The following is a 15,496-nucleotide window of genomic DNA, read 5'->3' as shown; positions in this document are numbered from 1 at the left end:
CACCTGATGGACACCCCGAAGTCGCCGTCCCGCTCTGCCCGGGTCTGTCCCGGTCCGCGCCGCCCGGCAGGACCCCGTCCTCCCGTTCCCCGCCGCAGGACCTCGTGCGCCGCCCCTCGTCCCGGCCGCACACCCGCCGCGGGTCCCCCCACGGTCGCGCGTCCCGTCCGTCCGGAGGTGGACGCGTCGCCCCGAGCCCGCCACCTACGCTGGCAGGCATGGGTTGGTACGAGAACATGGGCAAGTGGTGGGAGCGGCACCGGTTCGCGGTCGACCTCACGAGCACGGTCGTCGTCGCGCTCGTGTTCATCCCGTTCGCGCTCGCCTACGGGTCCTCCGTCACGGGCGGGTCGACGCTCTCGACGCTCTTCACGATCGGCATGCTCGCCCCGCTCCCCTGGCGGCGCGTCCGCCCCGTCGCCTCGGCGGTCACGGTCTACGCGGTCGCGCTGCTCCACCTGCTCGTCGGGATCATCTTCCTGCCCTCCGACTTCCTCTTGCTGATCTCGCTGTTCTCCGTCACGGTCTACGGCCCCCGCTGGGCCCACCGCACCGCGATGATCTCGTCGGCCGCCGGGTCGCTCGTACTGGGGCTGAGGCTCGCCGTCAACGCGAGCAGCGCGGCCGAGGCGGCGGGGGTGTTCGTCTTCACGGCGATGTTCTCCACGATGATGTTCCTCGCCGTCTGGGCCTTCGGGCTGGTGCGCCGCTCACGGCGCGAGACCATCAACGCCCTGGTCGACCGCGCCGAGCGTCTCGAGGTCGAGCGCGACCAGCAGGCGCAGATCGCGACGGCCGCCGAGCGCTCGCGCATCGCCCGCGAGATGCACGACATCGTTGCCCACTCGCTGTCGGTCATCATCGCCCAGGCCGACGGCGGCCGGTACGCGGGAGCCACCGACCCCGCGGCGGCCACGCGTGCGCTGGCCACGGTCTCGGACACCGGGCGCGCGGCCCTCGCGGACATGCGCCGGCTCCTGGGCGTCCTGCGCACCGACGACCGCGACGCGGTCGCTGGCTCGGGTCGTCCCGCGCAGCTCACGCACGCCCCCGGGCTCAACAACCGGCCCCGGCAGGTCCTGGACGAGGCCCGGGCGCACGGCGCAGCGGGCGCGGCGCCCGTCCCTCGCACGGGCGGCCCGGCGACCGGCCCCGTGCCGACCGCCACGGGTTCCGTGCGACGCGTCGAGCTCACGCCCCAGCCCGACTCGGCCGACCTCGAGTCCCTCGTCTCGCAGGTCCGCGACAGCGGCATGCGCATCTCGCTCGTCCGCATGGGCACCCCGCGCCCCCTGCCCCCGGGGGCGGGACTGACCGTCTACCGCGTGTGCCAGGAGGCGCTCACCAACATCCTCAAGCACGCGGGTCCCGACCCGACCGTCACGGTCGTCGTGACCTGGGGCGTCGACACGCTCCAGCTCGCGGTCGACGACGACGGCCGCGGGGCGTCGGCCGACGGCACGCACTCCCCCGGCTACGGCCTGCTCGGGATGCGCGAGCGCGCGGTGATCTTCGGCGGCGCGGTGACCACGGGTCCGCGCCCCGGCGGCGGGTTCCGCGTCCGGTTCACCATGCCCATCCCCCGGCTCGACGGCGCCGCTCCCCCCGTCGCGGCGCCGCCCGCACCGGCGTCGGGCAGGATGGGGCAGCAGACGCCCGGCACGCCTGGCACGCCCGGCACAGGAGCGCTCCCCGCGCCTGCAGCCACGACGCCACCCGCACCCGCACCCGACGATCCCCAGGAACCATGACCTCCACCTTCTTCACGCCCGACCTCCCCGCGCAGGACCCCATCCGGGTCGCGCTCGTCGACGACCAGCAGCTCGTGCGCGCCGGGTTCCGGATGGTCATCGACTCCCAGCCCGACCTCCAGGTCACGGTCGAGGCGGGCGACGGGCTCCAGGCCCTGCGGCTCCTCGCGGACCACCCGGTCGACGTCGTGCTCATGGACGTGCGCATGCCGCACCTCGACGGGCTCTCGGCCACGGCCCGGCTCACGGCCGCGGCGGCCGAGGGCCACCACGTGCCCCGGGTCATCGTGCTCACGACGTTCGACCTCGACGAGTACGTGCTCGAGGCCATCCGGTCCGGGGCCAGCGGGTTCCTCCTGAAGGACGCCCCGCCCGAGGAGATGCTCGCCGCGATCCGTACCGTGCACTCGGGCGACGCGGTGATCGCCCCGTCGTCGACGCGCCGGCTCCTCGAGCACCTGGTCGTGGCCCTGCCCGCCGAGCAGCTCGTCGACACGGGTGCGCAGGAGCAGATCTCCTCCCTCACCGAGCGTGAGCGCGAGGTCCTCGTCCTCATGGCCCGCGGCCGCTCGAACAACGAGATCGCGAGCGACCTGTTCGTCGCCGAGGCCACGGTCAAGACCCATGTCGGACGCATCCTCGCCAAGCTCGGGGCGCGCGACCGCGTCCAGGCCGTGGTGACCGCGTACGAGACGGGACTCGTGCGCCCGGGCGCGTGACGCCGTCGGGCACCTCGCCGGTAGGGGTTTCCCCCGGTCGGTGTACGACCACGGGATGACGTCCCGCGTCCCGAGGACCCGCCCCTCGCCGGACGCACGACCACCACCCCGGCTCCTAGTGTCGTCATCAGGTGGGAACGAGGGCCTCGCGCCCTCTCCCGCACCCCTCGGTCCCGGGCCCGGGCGCCCTGCGCGCCCCCGCCCAGGACCGGCGCAGACCGACGACGAACTCTCCTGGAGCAGACGTGGACACCACCGTGTACCAGCCCATCCCCGGCACCCCTCCGGCGCAAGGCACGCCCGCCGTGCGTGCCCGGTCCCTGACCAAGCTGTACGGCAAGGGCGAGGCGACCGTGCGCGCCCTCGACGGCGTCGACGTGGACTTCGAGAAGGGCGCGTTCACCGCGATCATGGGGCCCTCGGGCTCGGGCAAGTCCACGCTCATGCACCTGCTCGCCGGGCTCGACACCGCCTCGAGCGGCCAGGGATTCATCGGCGACACCGAGATCACCGCCCTGGGCGACAACGAGCTGACCAGGCTGCGCCGCGACCGCGTCGGCTTCGTCTTCCAGTCGTTCAACCTGCTGCCCATGTTCACGGCCGAGCAGAACATCACGCTGCCGATCGAGCTGGCAGGACGCAAGGTCGACGCCGAGACCAAGGAGTGGCTCGCGACGCTCGTCCAGACCCTGGGCCTGGGCGCGCGCCTCACGCACCGCCCCAGCGAGCTCTCGGGCGGGCAGCAGCAGCGCGTGGCCATCGCCCGCGCGCTCATCGCCAAGCCCGAGGTCGTCTTCGCGGACGAGCCCACGGGCAACCTGGACTCGCGCTCGGGCGCCGAGGTCCTGAGCTTCCTGCGCCGCTCGGTGCGCGAGCTCGGCCGGACCATCATCATGGTCACGCACGACCCCACGGCCGCCGCCTACGCCGACCGCGTCATCCTCATCGCCGACGGCCGCATCGCGGGAGACATCGACAACCCGACCCCCGAGTCGGTCCTCGCCGGGCTCGACGCGCTGCGCACGCTCGAGAACGACCCCGCGGACGCGCTCGCCGGCACCACCGGTCCGACGGCGGTGCGCGCCTGATGGTCCGGCTCACCCTGGCGCAGATGCGCCGCAGCATCGGGCGGCTGAGCGCCGCCGGCATCGCGATCCTCATCGGGACCGCGTTCCTCACCGCGACCCTGCTCGCGGGAACCGTCATCAACCGCATCACGACCGACTCGATCGCCGCGCAGTTCGCCGACTCGGACCTCGTGGTCGCGAGCAACGCCGGCATCGACCAGGCAGGGGTCGCGGAGATCCGCGGGACCGAGGGCGTCGAGGCCGCCGACCCGCAGGTCCTGCGGGCCTTCGAGCTCGTCTCGGGGGGCAAGCGCACCTACCAGGTCGTCGTCCCGACCGCCTCGGACCCGCGCTTCGAGGCCCAGGAGCTCGTCGAGGGTGCGATGCCCGCACGCTCGGGCGAGATCGCGCTGCCGTCCGACGTCGCCGAGCGGCTCGGGCTCGGGCTCGGCGACACCGTGACCGTCGTGCGCTCGGTGTGGACGCCGAACGCCGAGGGCGCGGCCACCGAGCAGGGCGCACCGACTGGTGCGACGGACGGCGAGACCGCCGCCCCCGAGGAGATCGCGCCCGCCGACGGGGCGACCGACGAGGCGGGCAGCGAGACCGCGCCCACCGACCAGGACGCCCCCGTCGAGGAGGAGCCCGCGGGCACCTTCGTCGACACGAACGAAAAGCTGACCCTCGTCGGGACCCTCGACGACCCGATGGGCGCCTACGCCCAGGTGGGTGGCGCGGGCGTCCTGTCGGACGAGGACCTGACCGCCTGGGAGGCAGAGAGCTTCGTCCCGGGCGAGTCCGCGACCGCGTACAACGCGGTGCTGGTCGCCCTGGCGCCCGGTGCCGACCTCGAGGCCGTCCGGTCGAGCGTCACGGGCTCGCTCGGGGGAGACACCGAGGTCTGGACGAGCGCCGAGTACGCCAAGGAGCAGGCCGCCCAGATGACGGGCGGCGAGGACGTCTTCACCTACGTGATCCTCACGTTCGCGGCGATCGCGCTGCTCGTCGCGGCCCTGGTCATCGCGAACACCTTCCAGGTGCTCGTCGCCCAGCGCACCCGGACGCTCGCGCTCCTGCGCTGCGTGGGTGCCGACCGCAAGCAGCTGGCCCGCTCGGTCCTGCTCGAGGCCGTGATCCTGGGCCTGTTCGCCTCGGTCGCCGGCATCCTGTTCGGCATCGGGCTCGTCCAGCTCGCGCTGACCGTCGCGGGCAGCATGGACCTCGGCATCCCGCTGCCCTCGGTCGTCCAGGTGACGCCCGTCGCGGTCCTCGTCCCGCTGCTCGTGGGGACCGTCGTGACGCTCGTCGCGTCGTTCTCGCCGGCGCGTGCCGCGACCCGGGTCGCGCCGCTCGCCGCGCTGCGTCCCTCTGACGCGCCGACCCTCACGTCGGGAGCAGGACGCGTCCGCCTCGCGATCTCGTCGATCCTCGTCGTCGGAGGTGCGGGCCTCCTGGTCCTGGGAGTCCTCCTGGGGCAGCAGGGCAGCGCGGAGGCGGGCCTGCTCGCCGCGACCGCCGGTGGCGCGGCCTCGTTCGTGGGCGTCCTCGTGGGAGCGATCTTCTGGCTCCCCAAGGTCGTGAGCCTCGTGGGCAAGGTCCTGACGGGCTCCGGCAGCACGGCCAAGCTCGCGGCCGCGAACACCCTGCGCAACCCGCGCCGCACCGCCGCGACGAGCACCGCGCTCCTCATCGGCGTGACGCTCGTGGCCATGATGTCGACCGGGGCGGTGAGCGCCCGGATGAGCATGAACAACGAGCTCGACGGTCGCTACCCCGTGGACGTCTCGCTCGCGACCGACGGCTACGACGAGTACGGCGGCAACCAGCCCGTCGCGCTCCCGCAGTCGACGATCGGCACGGCCGAGAAGGTCGACGGCGTCGAGTCCGTCGTCCCGCTGACCGCGACGTCGGTCACCGTCGCCCTCGACGGCAACGACGTCACGTTCCTCGCACGCGGGGTCGACCCCGGCGCGGCGGCCGCGCTCGTGCGCGACGAGAAGGCGGTCGAGGGCCTGGCCCCGGGCACCGTCGTCGTCCCGGCAGGGGTCGCCGAGGACTGGGGCATCTCGACGGGCGACGAGCTCGAGCTGGCCGCCGCACCGCTCCCCGAGGACGCGAACCCCCAGGGGACGCCTGCGACCCTCGAGGCGCTCGTGACCCCGATGGGTGGACGTGCCCTGCTCGTCACGCCGCAGACGCTCGAGGGCGTCGCGACGGGGACACCCGTCACGAGCGCCTGGGTCGGCCTGGCCGACGTCAACGACGCCGCGTCCGTGGTGCCCGCCCTCCAGGACGCGCTCGCGGAGACCGACCTCCCGATCGACGTCACGGGGGCCGCGGTCGAGCGTGCGATGTACCAGAAGGTCGTCGACACGATCCTCGGCGTCATCGTCGGCCTCCTCGCGGTCGCGGTCGTCATCGCCCTCATCGGTGTCGCGAACACGCTGTCGCTCTCGGTCATCGAGCGCCGTCGGGAGTCCGCGACCCTGCGGGCCATCGGCCTGAGCCGGTCCCAGCTGCGCTGGATGCTCGCGATCGAGGGCATGCTCATCGCGGGGGTCGGTGCGGTGCTCGGCATCCTGCTCGGCATCGCGTACGGCTGGGCCGGCGCGTCCACGGCCCTGGCCGTGATGGGCGACGTGACGCTCGCCGTGCCGTGGCGCGACGTCGCCCTGGTCCTGGTCGTGGCCCTCGTCGCCGGTCTCCTGGCGTCGGTGATCCCCGGCCGCTCGGCAGCCCGCACCTCTCCCGTGGAGGCGCTCGCGGTCGACTGACCCGCGGCAAGGCTCGACGCCCGACGGCGCGCCTGTGGACGACCACCTCGTCCACAGGCGCGCCGTCGTCGTCTGCAGGAACACCCGTCCCGGCACCAGGATCGGGTCGTGCGCATGACCCTCCACCCCGGCCTCGACGTCCTGCTCGAGCCCGGCGCCCGCCTGGGCGACCTCCGGGCCGACCTCGCGCGCCTCGCGCGCAGACCCGAGCTGCTGGCCGAACCGCTCGCGGCCGACGGGGTGCTCGTGCACGACGACCACCTCGTCGGCACCCGCCCCCTGCTCCCGGGGGCGACCCTGCACGCACTCATGCCCGGGACGGGTCCGGCCGCGAGCGCCACGGAGCGGGACCCCGAGGCCGCGGCGCTGCGCGCCCCCTGGCACGTCGCGGTCCTCTCGGGTCCGGGGAGCGGCGGGCTGCACGCCGTGCCGGAGGCATCCGGGCTCGTGCTGGCGGCCGCGGGCCCTGGAGGAGCGACGGTCGTGGTCACGGCCGGAGAGCGGCGGACAGGACGAGTCCGGGGATTCCCGTGGGTCCGGTGGAACCGGCGGTCCGGGCGGGGAGGGCAGGGCGGGCCGGTCCGGGTCGCGGTCCGCGGCGCCCACGGCACGTGGGAGTCCCCTGGTGCGCGTCCGCGCCCGGTCCGGGGCGCTCGTCCTCGCTCCTGGCCCGCGGGCAGGGTCCTGCACGTGGGCGGTGCCGTCTACGACCTGCGGCCGCGTCCCCGCCTCGAGGAGTGGGCCGTCACGAGTGCGCTGCCCCTCCCCGTCCCGGTGCGGGCCGGCGGCCCGGGCCTCAGCGGTCAGTCGGTCGCCATGGCGCTCACCCCTGCGGTCGGCTCGCTCGCGCTCGCGGCCACGCTGCGCCAACCCGTGCTCGCGCTCCTCGCCCTGCTCGGTCCGCTCACGCTCGTGGTCCCGCTCCTCGTCGCTGCCCGACGGCGTCGCTCGCGCGGGCAGGACGGGTCCGGCCCGGGCGCCGGTCGGGTCGGGCGTACGGGTGGTGACCCGGGCGGTGCCCCCGCACCGACCGAGGCGTCCCGAGGCGCCGCGACGCGAGGAGCCGGGGGGACGGACCGCATCCCCCTCGCAGCGTCAGAGCCCGCGGACGACGACCCACCGGCCCCGAGCCCGGCGGACCTCATGACGGCCGTGGTCGCGGTCCACCGGGCTGCCCCCGACCCGTCGCGCGCGCCGAGGGCGGCCACCGGGACCGGCCCGGCCCCCTGGGCCGACCCCCTGGCCACGCCTCCCCGCGCCCAGGGCGCACGGCTCCCCGACGGGTGCGTGGCCGTCGTCGGGCGGCGGGCGGACCGGCTCGCTGCGGCGCGCACGCTCCTCCTGGCCCAGGTCGCCTCGGGCGCCACGGTCGAGGCGGTGCACGCCGACGAGGACGCGCACGAGTGGGCGTGGCTGCGCTGGCTCCCCCGGTCGCGCCGGCGCCAGGAAGCCTCGCCGGGGGCGTCCGCGGGCGACCGGTTGCTCCTCGTGGACACCTCTCCGGCAGGGCACGAGGGCCCCTCGGTGGGAGCGCAGGACCTCGACCGGTGGTGGGCTGCACGGGGCCCGCACGACCGGCTGATCCTGCTCGCCACCGGTCGGGATGCCGTGCCCGCGTGGTGCCGGACCGTGCTCGACGCCACGAACGGCGGATGGCACCTCGCGGACGGGAGCACCCGTCCCGCCCCCGCCGTCGGCGTCACCGCCACCTGGTCCGAGCGCTACGCCCGGCACCTCGCCGCGGCGGCCGGGCTCGGGCGCTGGCCCGCCGGCACGGGCGACCCGGCCGCAGGTGAACCGTCCGACCCTGTCGCCCCCGGGCTTCCCGCTGCGGCGTCGCTCGCGGCGCTCCTCGGGCTCGGTACGAGCGACGCCGTCGCCCCCTCGGCCGACGTCCGCTGCTCGCTCGCGACCCGTGTCGCTCACCGGTGGGAGACGTCCTCCCGAAGCGCGTCGACGACGCCGGGCCTGCCGGTCCCCCTCGGTCTCGACGCGCACGGACATCCGGTGGTGGTCGACGTCGTGCGGGACGGCCCGCACGCACTGGTCGCCGGGACCACGGGCGCGGGCAAGTCCGAGCTGCTCCAGTCGCTCGTCCTGGGGCTGGCCCTCACCACGTCCCCGCGCGACCTCGCCATCGCGCTCGTCGACTACAAGGGCGGAGCGAGCTTCGGCGGGTGCGTCGGACTCCCGCACGTCGTGGGGCAGGTCACGGACCTCGAGCCCGGCCTGGCGGGCAGGGCGCTCGCCGGGCTCCGCGCCGAGCTGCGCCGTCGTGAGCACGTGGTCGCAGGCGCGGGCGCCACCTGCCTCGACGACCTCCCTCCGGGCGTCCTGCCCCGGCTGCTCGTGGTGGTCGACGAGTTCCGGGCGCTCGCCGACGACCTGCCGGACTTCCTGCCCGGGCTCCTGCGCCTCGCGTCCCAGGGCCGGTCGCTCGGGGTCCACCTCGTCCTGGCCACCCAGCGGCCGGCCGGTGCGGTCACCGCGGACATGCGCGCCAACATCTCGCTGCGGATCGCGCTGCGGCAGATCGACACGGGCGACTCGCACGACGTGATCGACGCCCCTCACGCGGCGCGGATACCTGTCGACCGTCCCGGGCGGGCGGTCCTGCGCCGCGGCGACGGCGCGCCCTTCGCGTTCCAGTGCGCCCACGCGGCGGCGCCCGCCCCGCGGGGGACGGACGCCGTGCGTGCCGCTCCACGGTGGGGCGCCGCCCCCGTCTCCCCGGGCGGACACGCACCGGACGCCACCGACCAGGTGGCGCTCCTCGTCGCGGCCGCCCGCGAGGCGGCGGTGCTCGCGGGCCACGCTCCCTACCCCGCGCCCTGGCTCCCGGGCCTGCCGGGGCGTGTGACGCCGTCGGACCTCCCGGGAGCGGGCACCACCTCCGGCGACGTGCAGAGCCACCTTCCGCTCGCCCTCTCCGACCTGCCCGGCGAGCAGAGCCGAGGAGTCGTGACGTGGGACGTCGGCGACGGCCACCTCGCGGTCGTCGGCCGCCCGCGCTCGGGCCGGACCACGGCGCTGCGGGCACTCGCCGTCGCGGCGCTCGACCGGGGGTGGGACGTGCACGTCGTCGCCCAGGATCCCGCTCTCACGGGCCCCGGGCTGCGTGCGCACGCCGGCTGCGGGACCGTCGTCGACCAGCACGACCCGCGCAGGGTCGCGCGGCTCGTCGACCTCCTGCTCGGCCGGACGGACCGCGAGCCCACGCTCGTGCTGCTCGACGGGATCGAGGACCTGCGCGCCTCGCTCGGGCTCCTGGCGGGCGGTGCGGGGGCCGACCTCCTGGGGCGCCTCCTCGGCGACGGGGCGTCGCACGGCGTGCACGTCGCGCTCTCGGGCCAGACCCCGGGGCTGGGTGGGCTCGCGCACCGCGTCGGGCCGCGGCTCGTGCTGACCTCGAGCGCCGTGCACGACGACGTCGCGCACGGCGTGCCCTCCCGGCTCGCAGGGCGCGGTGGGCGAGCCGGGCGCGCCGTGTGGCTCGGGTCCGACGAGCCCGTCGAGTGCCAGGTCGTGGTCGACGCCTCACCGGCACCGGGACGCGGCCCCCTCTCGGACGCGACGTCCCGCGACGACGGCCGACCGGCCCCGGTCCGGCTCGCTCCCCTCCCGCGCCTCGTGGCGCCGGCAGACCTCCCCGGCCCGGGCGAGGTCCCGCTCCGGGCCGTGCCGGTCGGGATCGGAGGTGACGCGGCGGCTCCCGTGCGCCTCGACCTGGGTGCCGGCGCGCTCGTCGTCGGCCCGGGGGGCAGCGGGCGGAGCAGCGCGCTGCTCCTTCTGCTCGGGTACGTGCTGCCGACGGGCCGGGTGCGGGCGGTGCTCTCGCGCGACCTGCGTCTCACGCAGCTCGCGGCCACGCACGACGGCGCTGGCCACGTCGTGGTCGCGTGCAGCTTCTCACCCTTCGAGGCAGCCGAGGCGCTCAAGCTGCTCTCCACCGACCCTCCGGCCCGGGGGGACGTCGTGGTCGTCGACGACCTCGACGTCCTCCAGCAGGCGTGCCCGCTCGAGGTCGAGGTCCTCACGGAACTCGTGCGGGCAGGTGTCGTGCTCCTGGCCTCCGCGTCGACGGTGGCCGCAGCGACGGCTCACCGCGGGCCGCTCGCCGAGGTGCGCGCGGCGCGGTGCGGGCTCGTGCTGCGTCCTGGCGAACGCGGCAGCGCCGACGTGTTCGGGGCGTCGCTCGACCAGGTGCTCGACCCCGGCACCGGGCCTGCGGGCCGGGCGGTGGCCGTGCGGTCGGGCGAGCTCGTGCCCGTGCAGGTCGCGTTCGCCGGATGACTCGGCGCCAGGAGGACGCAGCGGCCTGCCGGCCGGCTCCCCTGCTCGCCCGGTCAGTCCTCGGTGCGGGCCGTGTCGCGCGTGGTCGCCACGACCACTGGACGCAGCATGAGGCACACGAGCACCACCACGGCGAGCGCCAGGACCGCGATCCCGGGAGCCGTGACCTCCACCTGGAGCCAGCTGAACGCGACGACGACCTGCAGCAGCTGCCAGGTGGCCACCGGGGACCGGGACCATCGCTGTCCGCGCAGGAGTCCTCGCGCGCTCGCGCCGAGCACGGCGGCGACCCCCAGGGCGAACACGACCAGGAAGATCGAGACGCCTGCGGCCGACGACCGGCCCGACACGAGCTCGACCAGGACGAGCAGCGCGCCGACGACGAGCGCCACCGCCTCGAGCCCGATCCCGGCGATCACGACCCACAGCGCGGGCGGGCGCGGGCCGCCCGCAGGCGGGGTCGACGAGCCGGAACCACCCTCGGGAGGTTCGGGCGTGGATTGATTCGGAGTCCTCACAGCAGCCACGACAACCCAGACTACGCGTGACCTGCACCTTCACCGAAGTGTGACCAAGACCTCACCGTTCATGTCGCAGAAACTTTCCGGCAACCCCTTGTGCTGGGCTTCTCAAGATGTGAACCTAGTTCAAGCATCAATTACCCCCCACCTGAGCCTGAAGCCCTTTTGTGGACGTGCGTCCGACACCATTCCACCTGGGGCCTTGCTCGTCATGCCAAGGAGACCTCACATGGATTGGCGCCACCGCGCAGCCTGCCTGGACGAAGACCCGGAGCTGTTCTTCCCGATCGGGAACACCGGCCCCGCCCTCCTCCAGATCGAAGAGGCGAAGGCCGTGTGCCGCCGCTGCGACGTCGTCGACACCTGCCTCAAGTGGGCACTCGAGTCCGGTCAGGACGCGGGAGTCTGGGGTGGCCTGTCCGAGGACGAGCGTCGTGCGCTCAAGCGCCGCACCGCTCGCGCCCGTCGCGCCGGCTGAGCTTCACATACTTTTCTCATAAAGGGCCGTCACCTGCTGGTGACGGCCCTTTATGTTTGCCTTCGGAAGAGAATTGTCGGCGTTCTGGATCCTCTCCGTCGAGGCCCTCGTCATCCCTGACGGGAGCCCCCGCCGTCACGCAGGACGAGCTGCAGCACGACCTGGGTCCCGCCGCCCGGACGATCCGACCACTCGATGGTCCCGCCCAGCTCGTTGGACACGAGGGTCGCGACGATCTGCGAGCCCAGACCGCTCTTCTTGGGCTTCTCCGAGGGCTCGGTGCCCGGCACGGGCATGCCCACCCCGTCGTCGGCGACGATGATCCGCAGCGCCGACCCCTCGCGCTGCGCGTCGATCTCGACCGTACCGTTCGTCCGGTTCGCGAACCCGTGCTCGACCGCGTTGGTCACGAGCTCGGTGAGGACGAGCGCGAGCGGCGTGGCGTCCTCCGCGGGCACCAGCCCGAAGCTCCCGGTCTGGACCGTACGGACCTTGGTGTCGGCCGAGGCGACGTCGGCGGCGAGACGCAGCGCGCGCCCACCCATGTCGTCGAACTCGACCTCCTCGTCGAGGGTCTGCGAGAGGCTCTCGTGGACCAGCGCGATGGTCGCGACGCGGCGCATGGCCTCCTCGAGGGCCGCGCGCGCCTCGGGCACGTCCATCCGGCGCGCCTGGAGGCGCAGCAGGGCGGCGACCGTCTGCAGGTTGTTCTTGACCCGGTGGTGGATCTCACGGATCGTCGCGTCCTTGGTGATGAGCTCGCGCTCGCGGCGGCGCAGCTCGGAGACGTCACGGCACAGCAGCACCGCCCCGATCCGCTGCCCCGACTCGGTGAGCGGCAGGGCGCGCAACGAGAGCGCCACCCCGCGGGCCTCGATGTCGGTGCGCCACGGGGCGCGCCCCATGACCACGAGCGGCAGGGACTCGTCGACAGGCGTCTGGTGCTCGATCAGGTCGGTCGTCACCTCGATGAGCGAGCGGCCCACGAGCGGCCCGATCACACCGAGCCGGTGGAAGCAGCTCAGGGCGTTGGGGCTCGCGTAGAGGACCTCGCCCTCGGAGTTGAGCCGGATCAGGCCGTCGCCCACGCGCGGTGCGCCACGGCGGGGGCCGGTCGCCGCGTTGGGGGCCGGGAACTCGCCCCGGGAGATCATCGCGATGAGGTCGTCGGCGGCCTCGACGTAGTTGAGCTCGAGCCGGCTGGGCGTGCGCCCGCTGCCGAGGTTGGTCTGGCGCGCGACGACGGCGATCGCGTGCCCGTTGTGGACGACGGGGATGGCCTCCTCACGGACTGCGTACGCCCCGAACCAGCGCGGCTCGCGCGAGCGCTGCGACCGGGCCTCGGACAGGGCGCGCTCGAGCTGGGGCCGCTGGCCCTCGGGCGCGGTCGAGCCCACGATGTCGTCGTAGTGGACCGTTGCGCCCGTGCTGGGCCGGCACTGCGCGACGGCGACGAAGCTGCCGTCGTCGGTGGGGAGCCACAGGACGAGGTCTGCGAAGGCCAGGTCGGAGACCACCTGCCAGTCGCCGACGAGCAGGTGCAGCCATTCGTTGTCGGCAGGCGACAGCTCGGCGTGGCGGGAGATCAAGTCACTCATGGCAGACACGAGCCCCAGCGTACGCATCCGTGGGCGTCTTCACGGGATCGGGGCCTCTCCTTCGGTAGAGTCGGTCTCCCTGGCGCACCCTGCGCGCCGGTCAGCACGCCCCGAGGAGAACCTGTGCACCTGAGCGTCGATCTGCACTACCCCGCCGGTCTCGACGAGGTCACCCGGATGCTCGCGAGCGAGGCCTTCGTCCGGTGGCGCGCACAGCGCACGGGCGGCTCTCAGGCCCTCGTCGAGCTCGCGGACGTGACGGGCTCGATCGACGAGGGGTTCTCGGTGGTGGTGCGGCGCACGCTGCCCACGGACCAGATCCCAGGTCACCTGCGGGCGTTCGTGGGCAACGCGCTCGAGGTCCGCCAGGCAGAGGTGTGGGAGCCCGCGGACGGCGACGTCCGGCGCGGGACGGTCTCGCTCGAGATCACGGGAGCGCCCGTGCGCATGACCGGCACGGTCACCCTCGAGGCCCTGCCCGACGGCGGCACGCGGCACTCGTACGACGGCGAGCTCAAGGCCACGGTCCCCCTGTTCGCGGCGGCCGTCGAGGAGGCAGCGGCAGGTGCCGTCCGCACGACCCTCGCGTCCGAGGAGCAGGCCGGCGTGGAGTGGCTCACGGCCCCCTGAGCTCTGCGCGATCGTCCACCGGCCGGCACTGCGAGCAGAGCTGAACGGCCGTCCATCTTACTTTCCAGGCGGTCGGGAACCAATAACGATTGAGGAACGGCCGTCGTGACCAAATCGCTCTGACCTGCACAGATGCGCGCGTGGGAGCGTTTCCACGACGGAATGTCACGTCGCGAGGTTGACATCCGCAGAACCGGCGGGCCACCATCGTGGCACTTCGTGGGAGCGCTACCACCCCTGACCGTGGGAGCGCTGCCACGCCGATCACCGACAAGGGAGTCATCGTGCTGAGCAGCACCCGTCCGACCCGCACCCGCACGGCAACCGCCGCCGTCGCAGGACTCGCGGCCCTCACCCTCACCCTGACCGCCTGCTCCTCGGGCTCCGGCTCGTCGGACGACAGCAGCGGGTCCGCCGACGGCGAGAAGATCACCCTCACCGTCGCCACGTTCAACGACTTCGGCTACACCGACGAGCTCCTCGCGGCCTACACCGCCGAGCACCCCAACGTCACGGTCAAGCAGACCAAGGCCGCGAAGTCCGAGGACGCACGCACCAACCTCACGACCAAGCTCGCCGCCGGTGGCGACGGCCTGGCCGACATCGAGGCCATCGAGGTCGACTGGCTCCCCGAGCTCATGCAGTACCCCGACCTCTTCACCGACCTGACCGACGCGTCGCTCGACGGCCGCTGGGTCGACTGGAAGGTCCAGCAGGCCACGACCACCGACGGCAAGGTCATCGGCTACGGCACCGACATCGGCCCGAGCGCGATCTGCTACCGCCAGGACCTCTTCGAGGCCGCGGGCCTCCCGACCGACCCGGCAGCGGTCGCCGAGCTGCTCGGCGGGGCCGACGCGACGTGGGACGACTACTTCGCCGCGGGCGCCACCTTCGCCGCAGCGAGCGACGCCGCCTGGTACGACAGCGCGATGTCGATCTCCCAGGGCATGGTCAACCAGATCGACAACGCCTACGAGGAGTCCGACGGCACGCCCAAGGACCTCGCGACCAACACCGCGATCCAGGACATCTACAACACGGTCGTCGAGCAGTCGGCCACCAACGGCCTCTCCGCAGGTCTTGAGCAGTGGAGCGCCGACTGGGACGCCGCGTTCCAGAACAACGGCTTCGCCACGATGATCTGCCCCGCGTGGATGACCGGCCCGGTCGAGGAGCGCTCGGGCGGCGTGACCGGCTGGAACGTCGCTGACGTCTTCCCCGGTGGCGGCCTCAACTGGGGCGGCTCGTTCCTCACGGTGCCCGCGTCGGGCAAGAACGCCGACGCCGCCAAGGAGCTCGCCGCCTGGCTGACCGACCCCGCGCAGCAGACCACGGCGTTCACCAACGCCGGCACCTTCCCCTCGCAGATCGAGGCGCAGGAGTCCGAGGCCGTGCAGACCTTCACCAACGAGTTCTTCAACGACGCACCGGTCGGCACGATCTTCGTCAACCGTGCGCTCGCGATCGACGGTGCTCCGTTCAAGGGCGCGAACTACTTCGCGATCCACCAGACGGTCCAGGACGCCATCAAGCGCGTCGACGTCGAGAAGACCGCTGACGCCCAGGCGTCGTGGGACAAGGCAGTCCAGGCCTACAAGGACCTGGGCCTGAGCTGATCCGGTGCGCGGGGTGACCTCTCCGGGAGGTCACCCCGCGCTCCCA

Annotated in this window: 10 protein-coding genes; 8 read left to right on the top strand and 2 right to left on the bottom strand. The window is 73.9% G+C overall.

Annotated features, from left to right (window positions below; genetic code table 11):
- The first annotated feature begins 218 nt into the window (after positions 1-218).
- From ACFWGN_RS10235 to ACFWGN_RS10215, 5 genes are all read left to right on the top strand, one after another.
- Positions 219-1,751 carry a sensor histidine kinase gene (locus ACFWGN_RS10235; RefSeq protein WP_377616749.1) on the top strand — a complete coding sequence of 511 codons (1,533 nt, stop codon included), beginning with the start codon at positions 219-221 and terminating at the stop codon, positions 1,749-1,751.
- Complete coding sequence (locus ACFWGN_RS10230) at positions 1,748-2,470, top strand: response regulator (protein ID WP_377616748.1); 723 nt, start codon at positions 1,748-1,750, stop codon at positions 2,468-2,470. Before ACFWGN_RS10235 ends, ACFWGN_RS10230 begins: the two co-directional genes overlap by 4 nt.
- A gap of 245 nt (positions 2,471-2,715) precedes the next feature.
- Entirely contained in the window at positions 2,716-3,558 is an 843-nt protein-coding gene (locus ACFWGN_RS10225) for an ABC transporter ATP-binding protein (protein WP_191800189.1), read from the top strand.
- Between the two features lie 23 nt (positions 3,559-3,581).
- On the top strand, positions 3,582-6,311 hold the full coding sequence (locus tag ACFWGN_RS10220) for an ABC transporter permease (RefSeq protein ID WP_377616747.1): 2,730 nt from the start codon (positions 3,582-3,584) through the stop codon (positions 6,309-6,311).
- Positions 6,312-6,425: 114 nt separating this feature from the next.
- Positions 6,426-10,604, top strand: coding sequence for an FtsK/SpoIIIE domain-containing protein (locus tag ACFWGN_RS10215; protein ID WP_377616861.1), 4,179 nt, complete (start codon positions 6,426-6,428; stop codon positions 10,602-10,604).
- 53 nt (positions 10,605-10,657) lie between these two features.
- Here ACFWGN_RS10215 and ACFWGN_RS10210 read toward each other — a convergent pair whose 3' ends face one another.
- On the bottom strand, positions 10,658-11,122 hold the full coding sequence (locus tag ACFWGN_RS10210; protein WP_377616746.1) for a hypothetical protein: 465 nt from the start codon (positions 11,120-11,122) through the stop codon (positions 10,658-10,660).
- 232 nt (positions 11,123-11,354) lie between these two features.
- Between ACFWGN_RS10210 and ACFWGN_RS10205 the strand changes: the two genes are divergently transcribed.
- Positions 11,355-11,603 carry a WhiB family transcriptional regulator gene (locus tag ACFWGN_RS10205; protein WP_056645926.1) on the top strand — a complete coding sequence of 83 codons (249 nt, stop codon included), beginning with the start codon at positions 11,355-11,357 and terminating at the stop codon, positions 11,601-11,603.
- A gap of 110 nt (positions 11,604-11,713) precedes the next feature.
- Here ACFWGN_RS10205 and ACFWGN_RS10200 read toward each other — a convergent pair whose 3' ends face one another.
- A complete protein-coding gene (locus ACFWGN_RS10200) occupies positions 11,714-13,201 on the bottom strand; it encodes a sensor histidine kinase (RefSeq protein ID WP_377616860.1) in 1,488 nt (495 codons plus the stop codon).
- 123 nt (positions 13,202-13,324) lie between these two features.
- On the opposite strand from ACFWGN_RS10200, the gene ACFWGN_RS10195 reads away from it, so the two are divergent.
- Both ACFWGN_RS10195 and ACFWGN_RS10190 read left to right on the top strand, forming a co-directional pair.
- Positions 13,325-13,831, top strand: a complete 507-nt coding sequence (locus tag ACFWGN_RS10195) for a DUF2505 domain-containing protein (RefSeq protein ID WP_191800197.1) — start codon at positions 13,325-13,327, stop codon at positions 13,829-13,831.
- Positions 13,832-14,115: 284 nt separating this feature from the next.
- Positions 14,116-15,450 carry an extracellular solute-binding protein gene (locus ACFWGN_RS10190; protein ID WP_191800199.1) on the top strand — a complete coding sequence of 445 codons (1,335 nt, stop codon included), beginning with the start codon at positions 14,116-14,118 and terminating at the stop codon, positions 15,448-15,450.
- Positions 15,451-15,496: the final 46 nt, after the last annotated feature.

Origin of the sequence: Oerskovia sp. NPDC060338, assembly GCF_042726295.1 — a bacterium.
GTDB lineage: Bacteria > Actinomycetota > Actinomycetes > Actinomycetales > Cellulomonadaceae > Oerskovia > Oerskovia merdavium.
Note: the sequence above shows the minus strand (reverse complement) of the source record. Positions and strands in the feature narration are given on the sequence as shown.

What these genes read in the sequence shown, in the direction of transcription:
- ACFWGN_RS10235 (WP_377616749.1), top strand. Translation starts at nt 219, where the DNA reads ATGGGTTGGTACGAGAACATGGGCAAGTGGTGGGAGCGGCACCGGTTC.
- ACFWGN_RS10230 (WP_377616748.1), top strand. Translation starts at nt 1,748, where the DNA reads ATGACCTCCACCTTCTTCACGCCCGACCTCCCCGCGCAGGACCCCATC.
- ACFWGN_RS10220 (WP_377616747.1), top strand. Translation starts at nt 3,582, where the DNA reads ATGCGCCGCAGCATCGGGCGGCTGAGCGCCGCCGGCATCGCGATCCTC.
- ACFWGN_RS10215 (WP_377616861.1), top strand. Translation starts at nt 6,426, where the DNA reads ATGACCCTCCACCCCGGCCTCGACGTCCTGCTCGAGCCCGGCGCCCGC.
- ACFWGN_RS10205 (WP_056645926.1), top strand. Translation starts at nt 11,355, where the DNA reads ATGGATTGGCGCCACCGCGCAGCCTGCCTGGACGAAGACCCGGAGCTG.
- ACFWGN_RS10200 (WP_377616860.1), bottom strand. Translation starts at nt 13,201, where the DNA reads ATGAGTGACTTGATCTCCCGCCACGCCGAGCTGTCGCCTGCCGACAAC.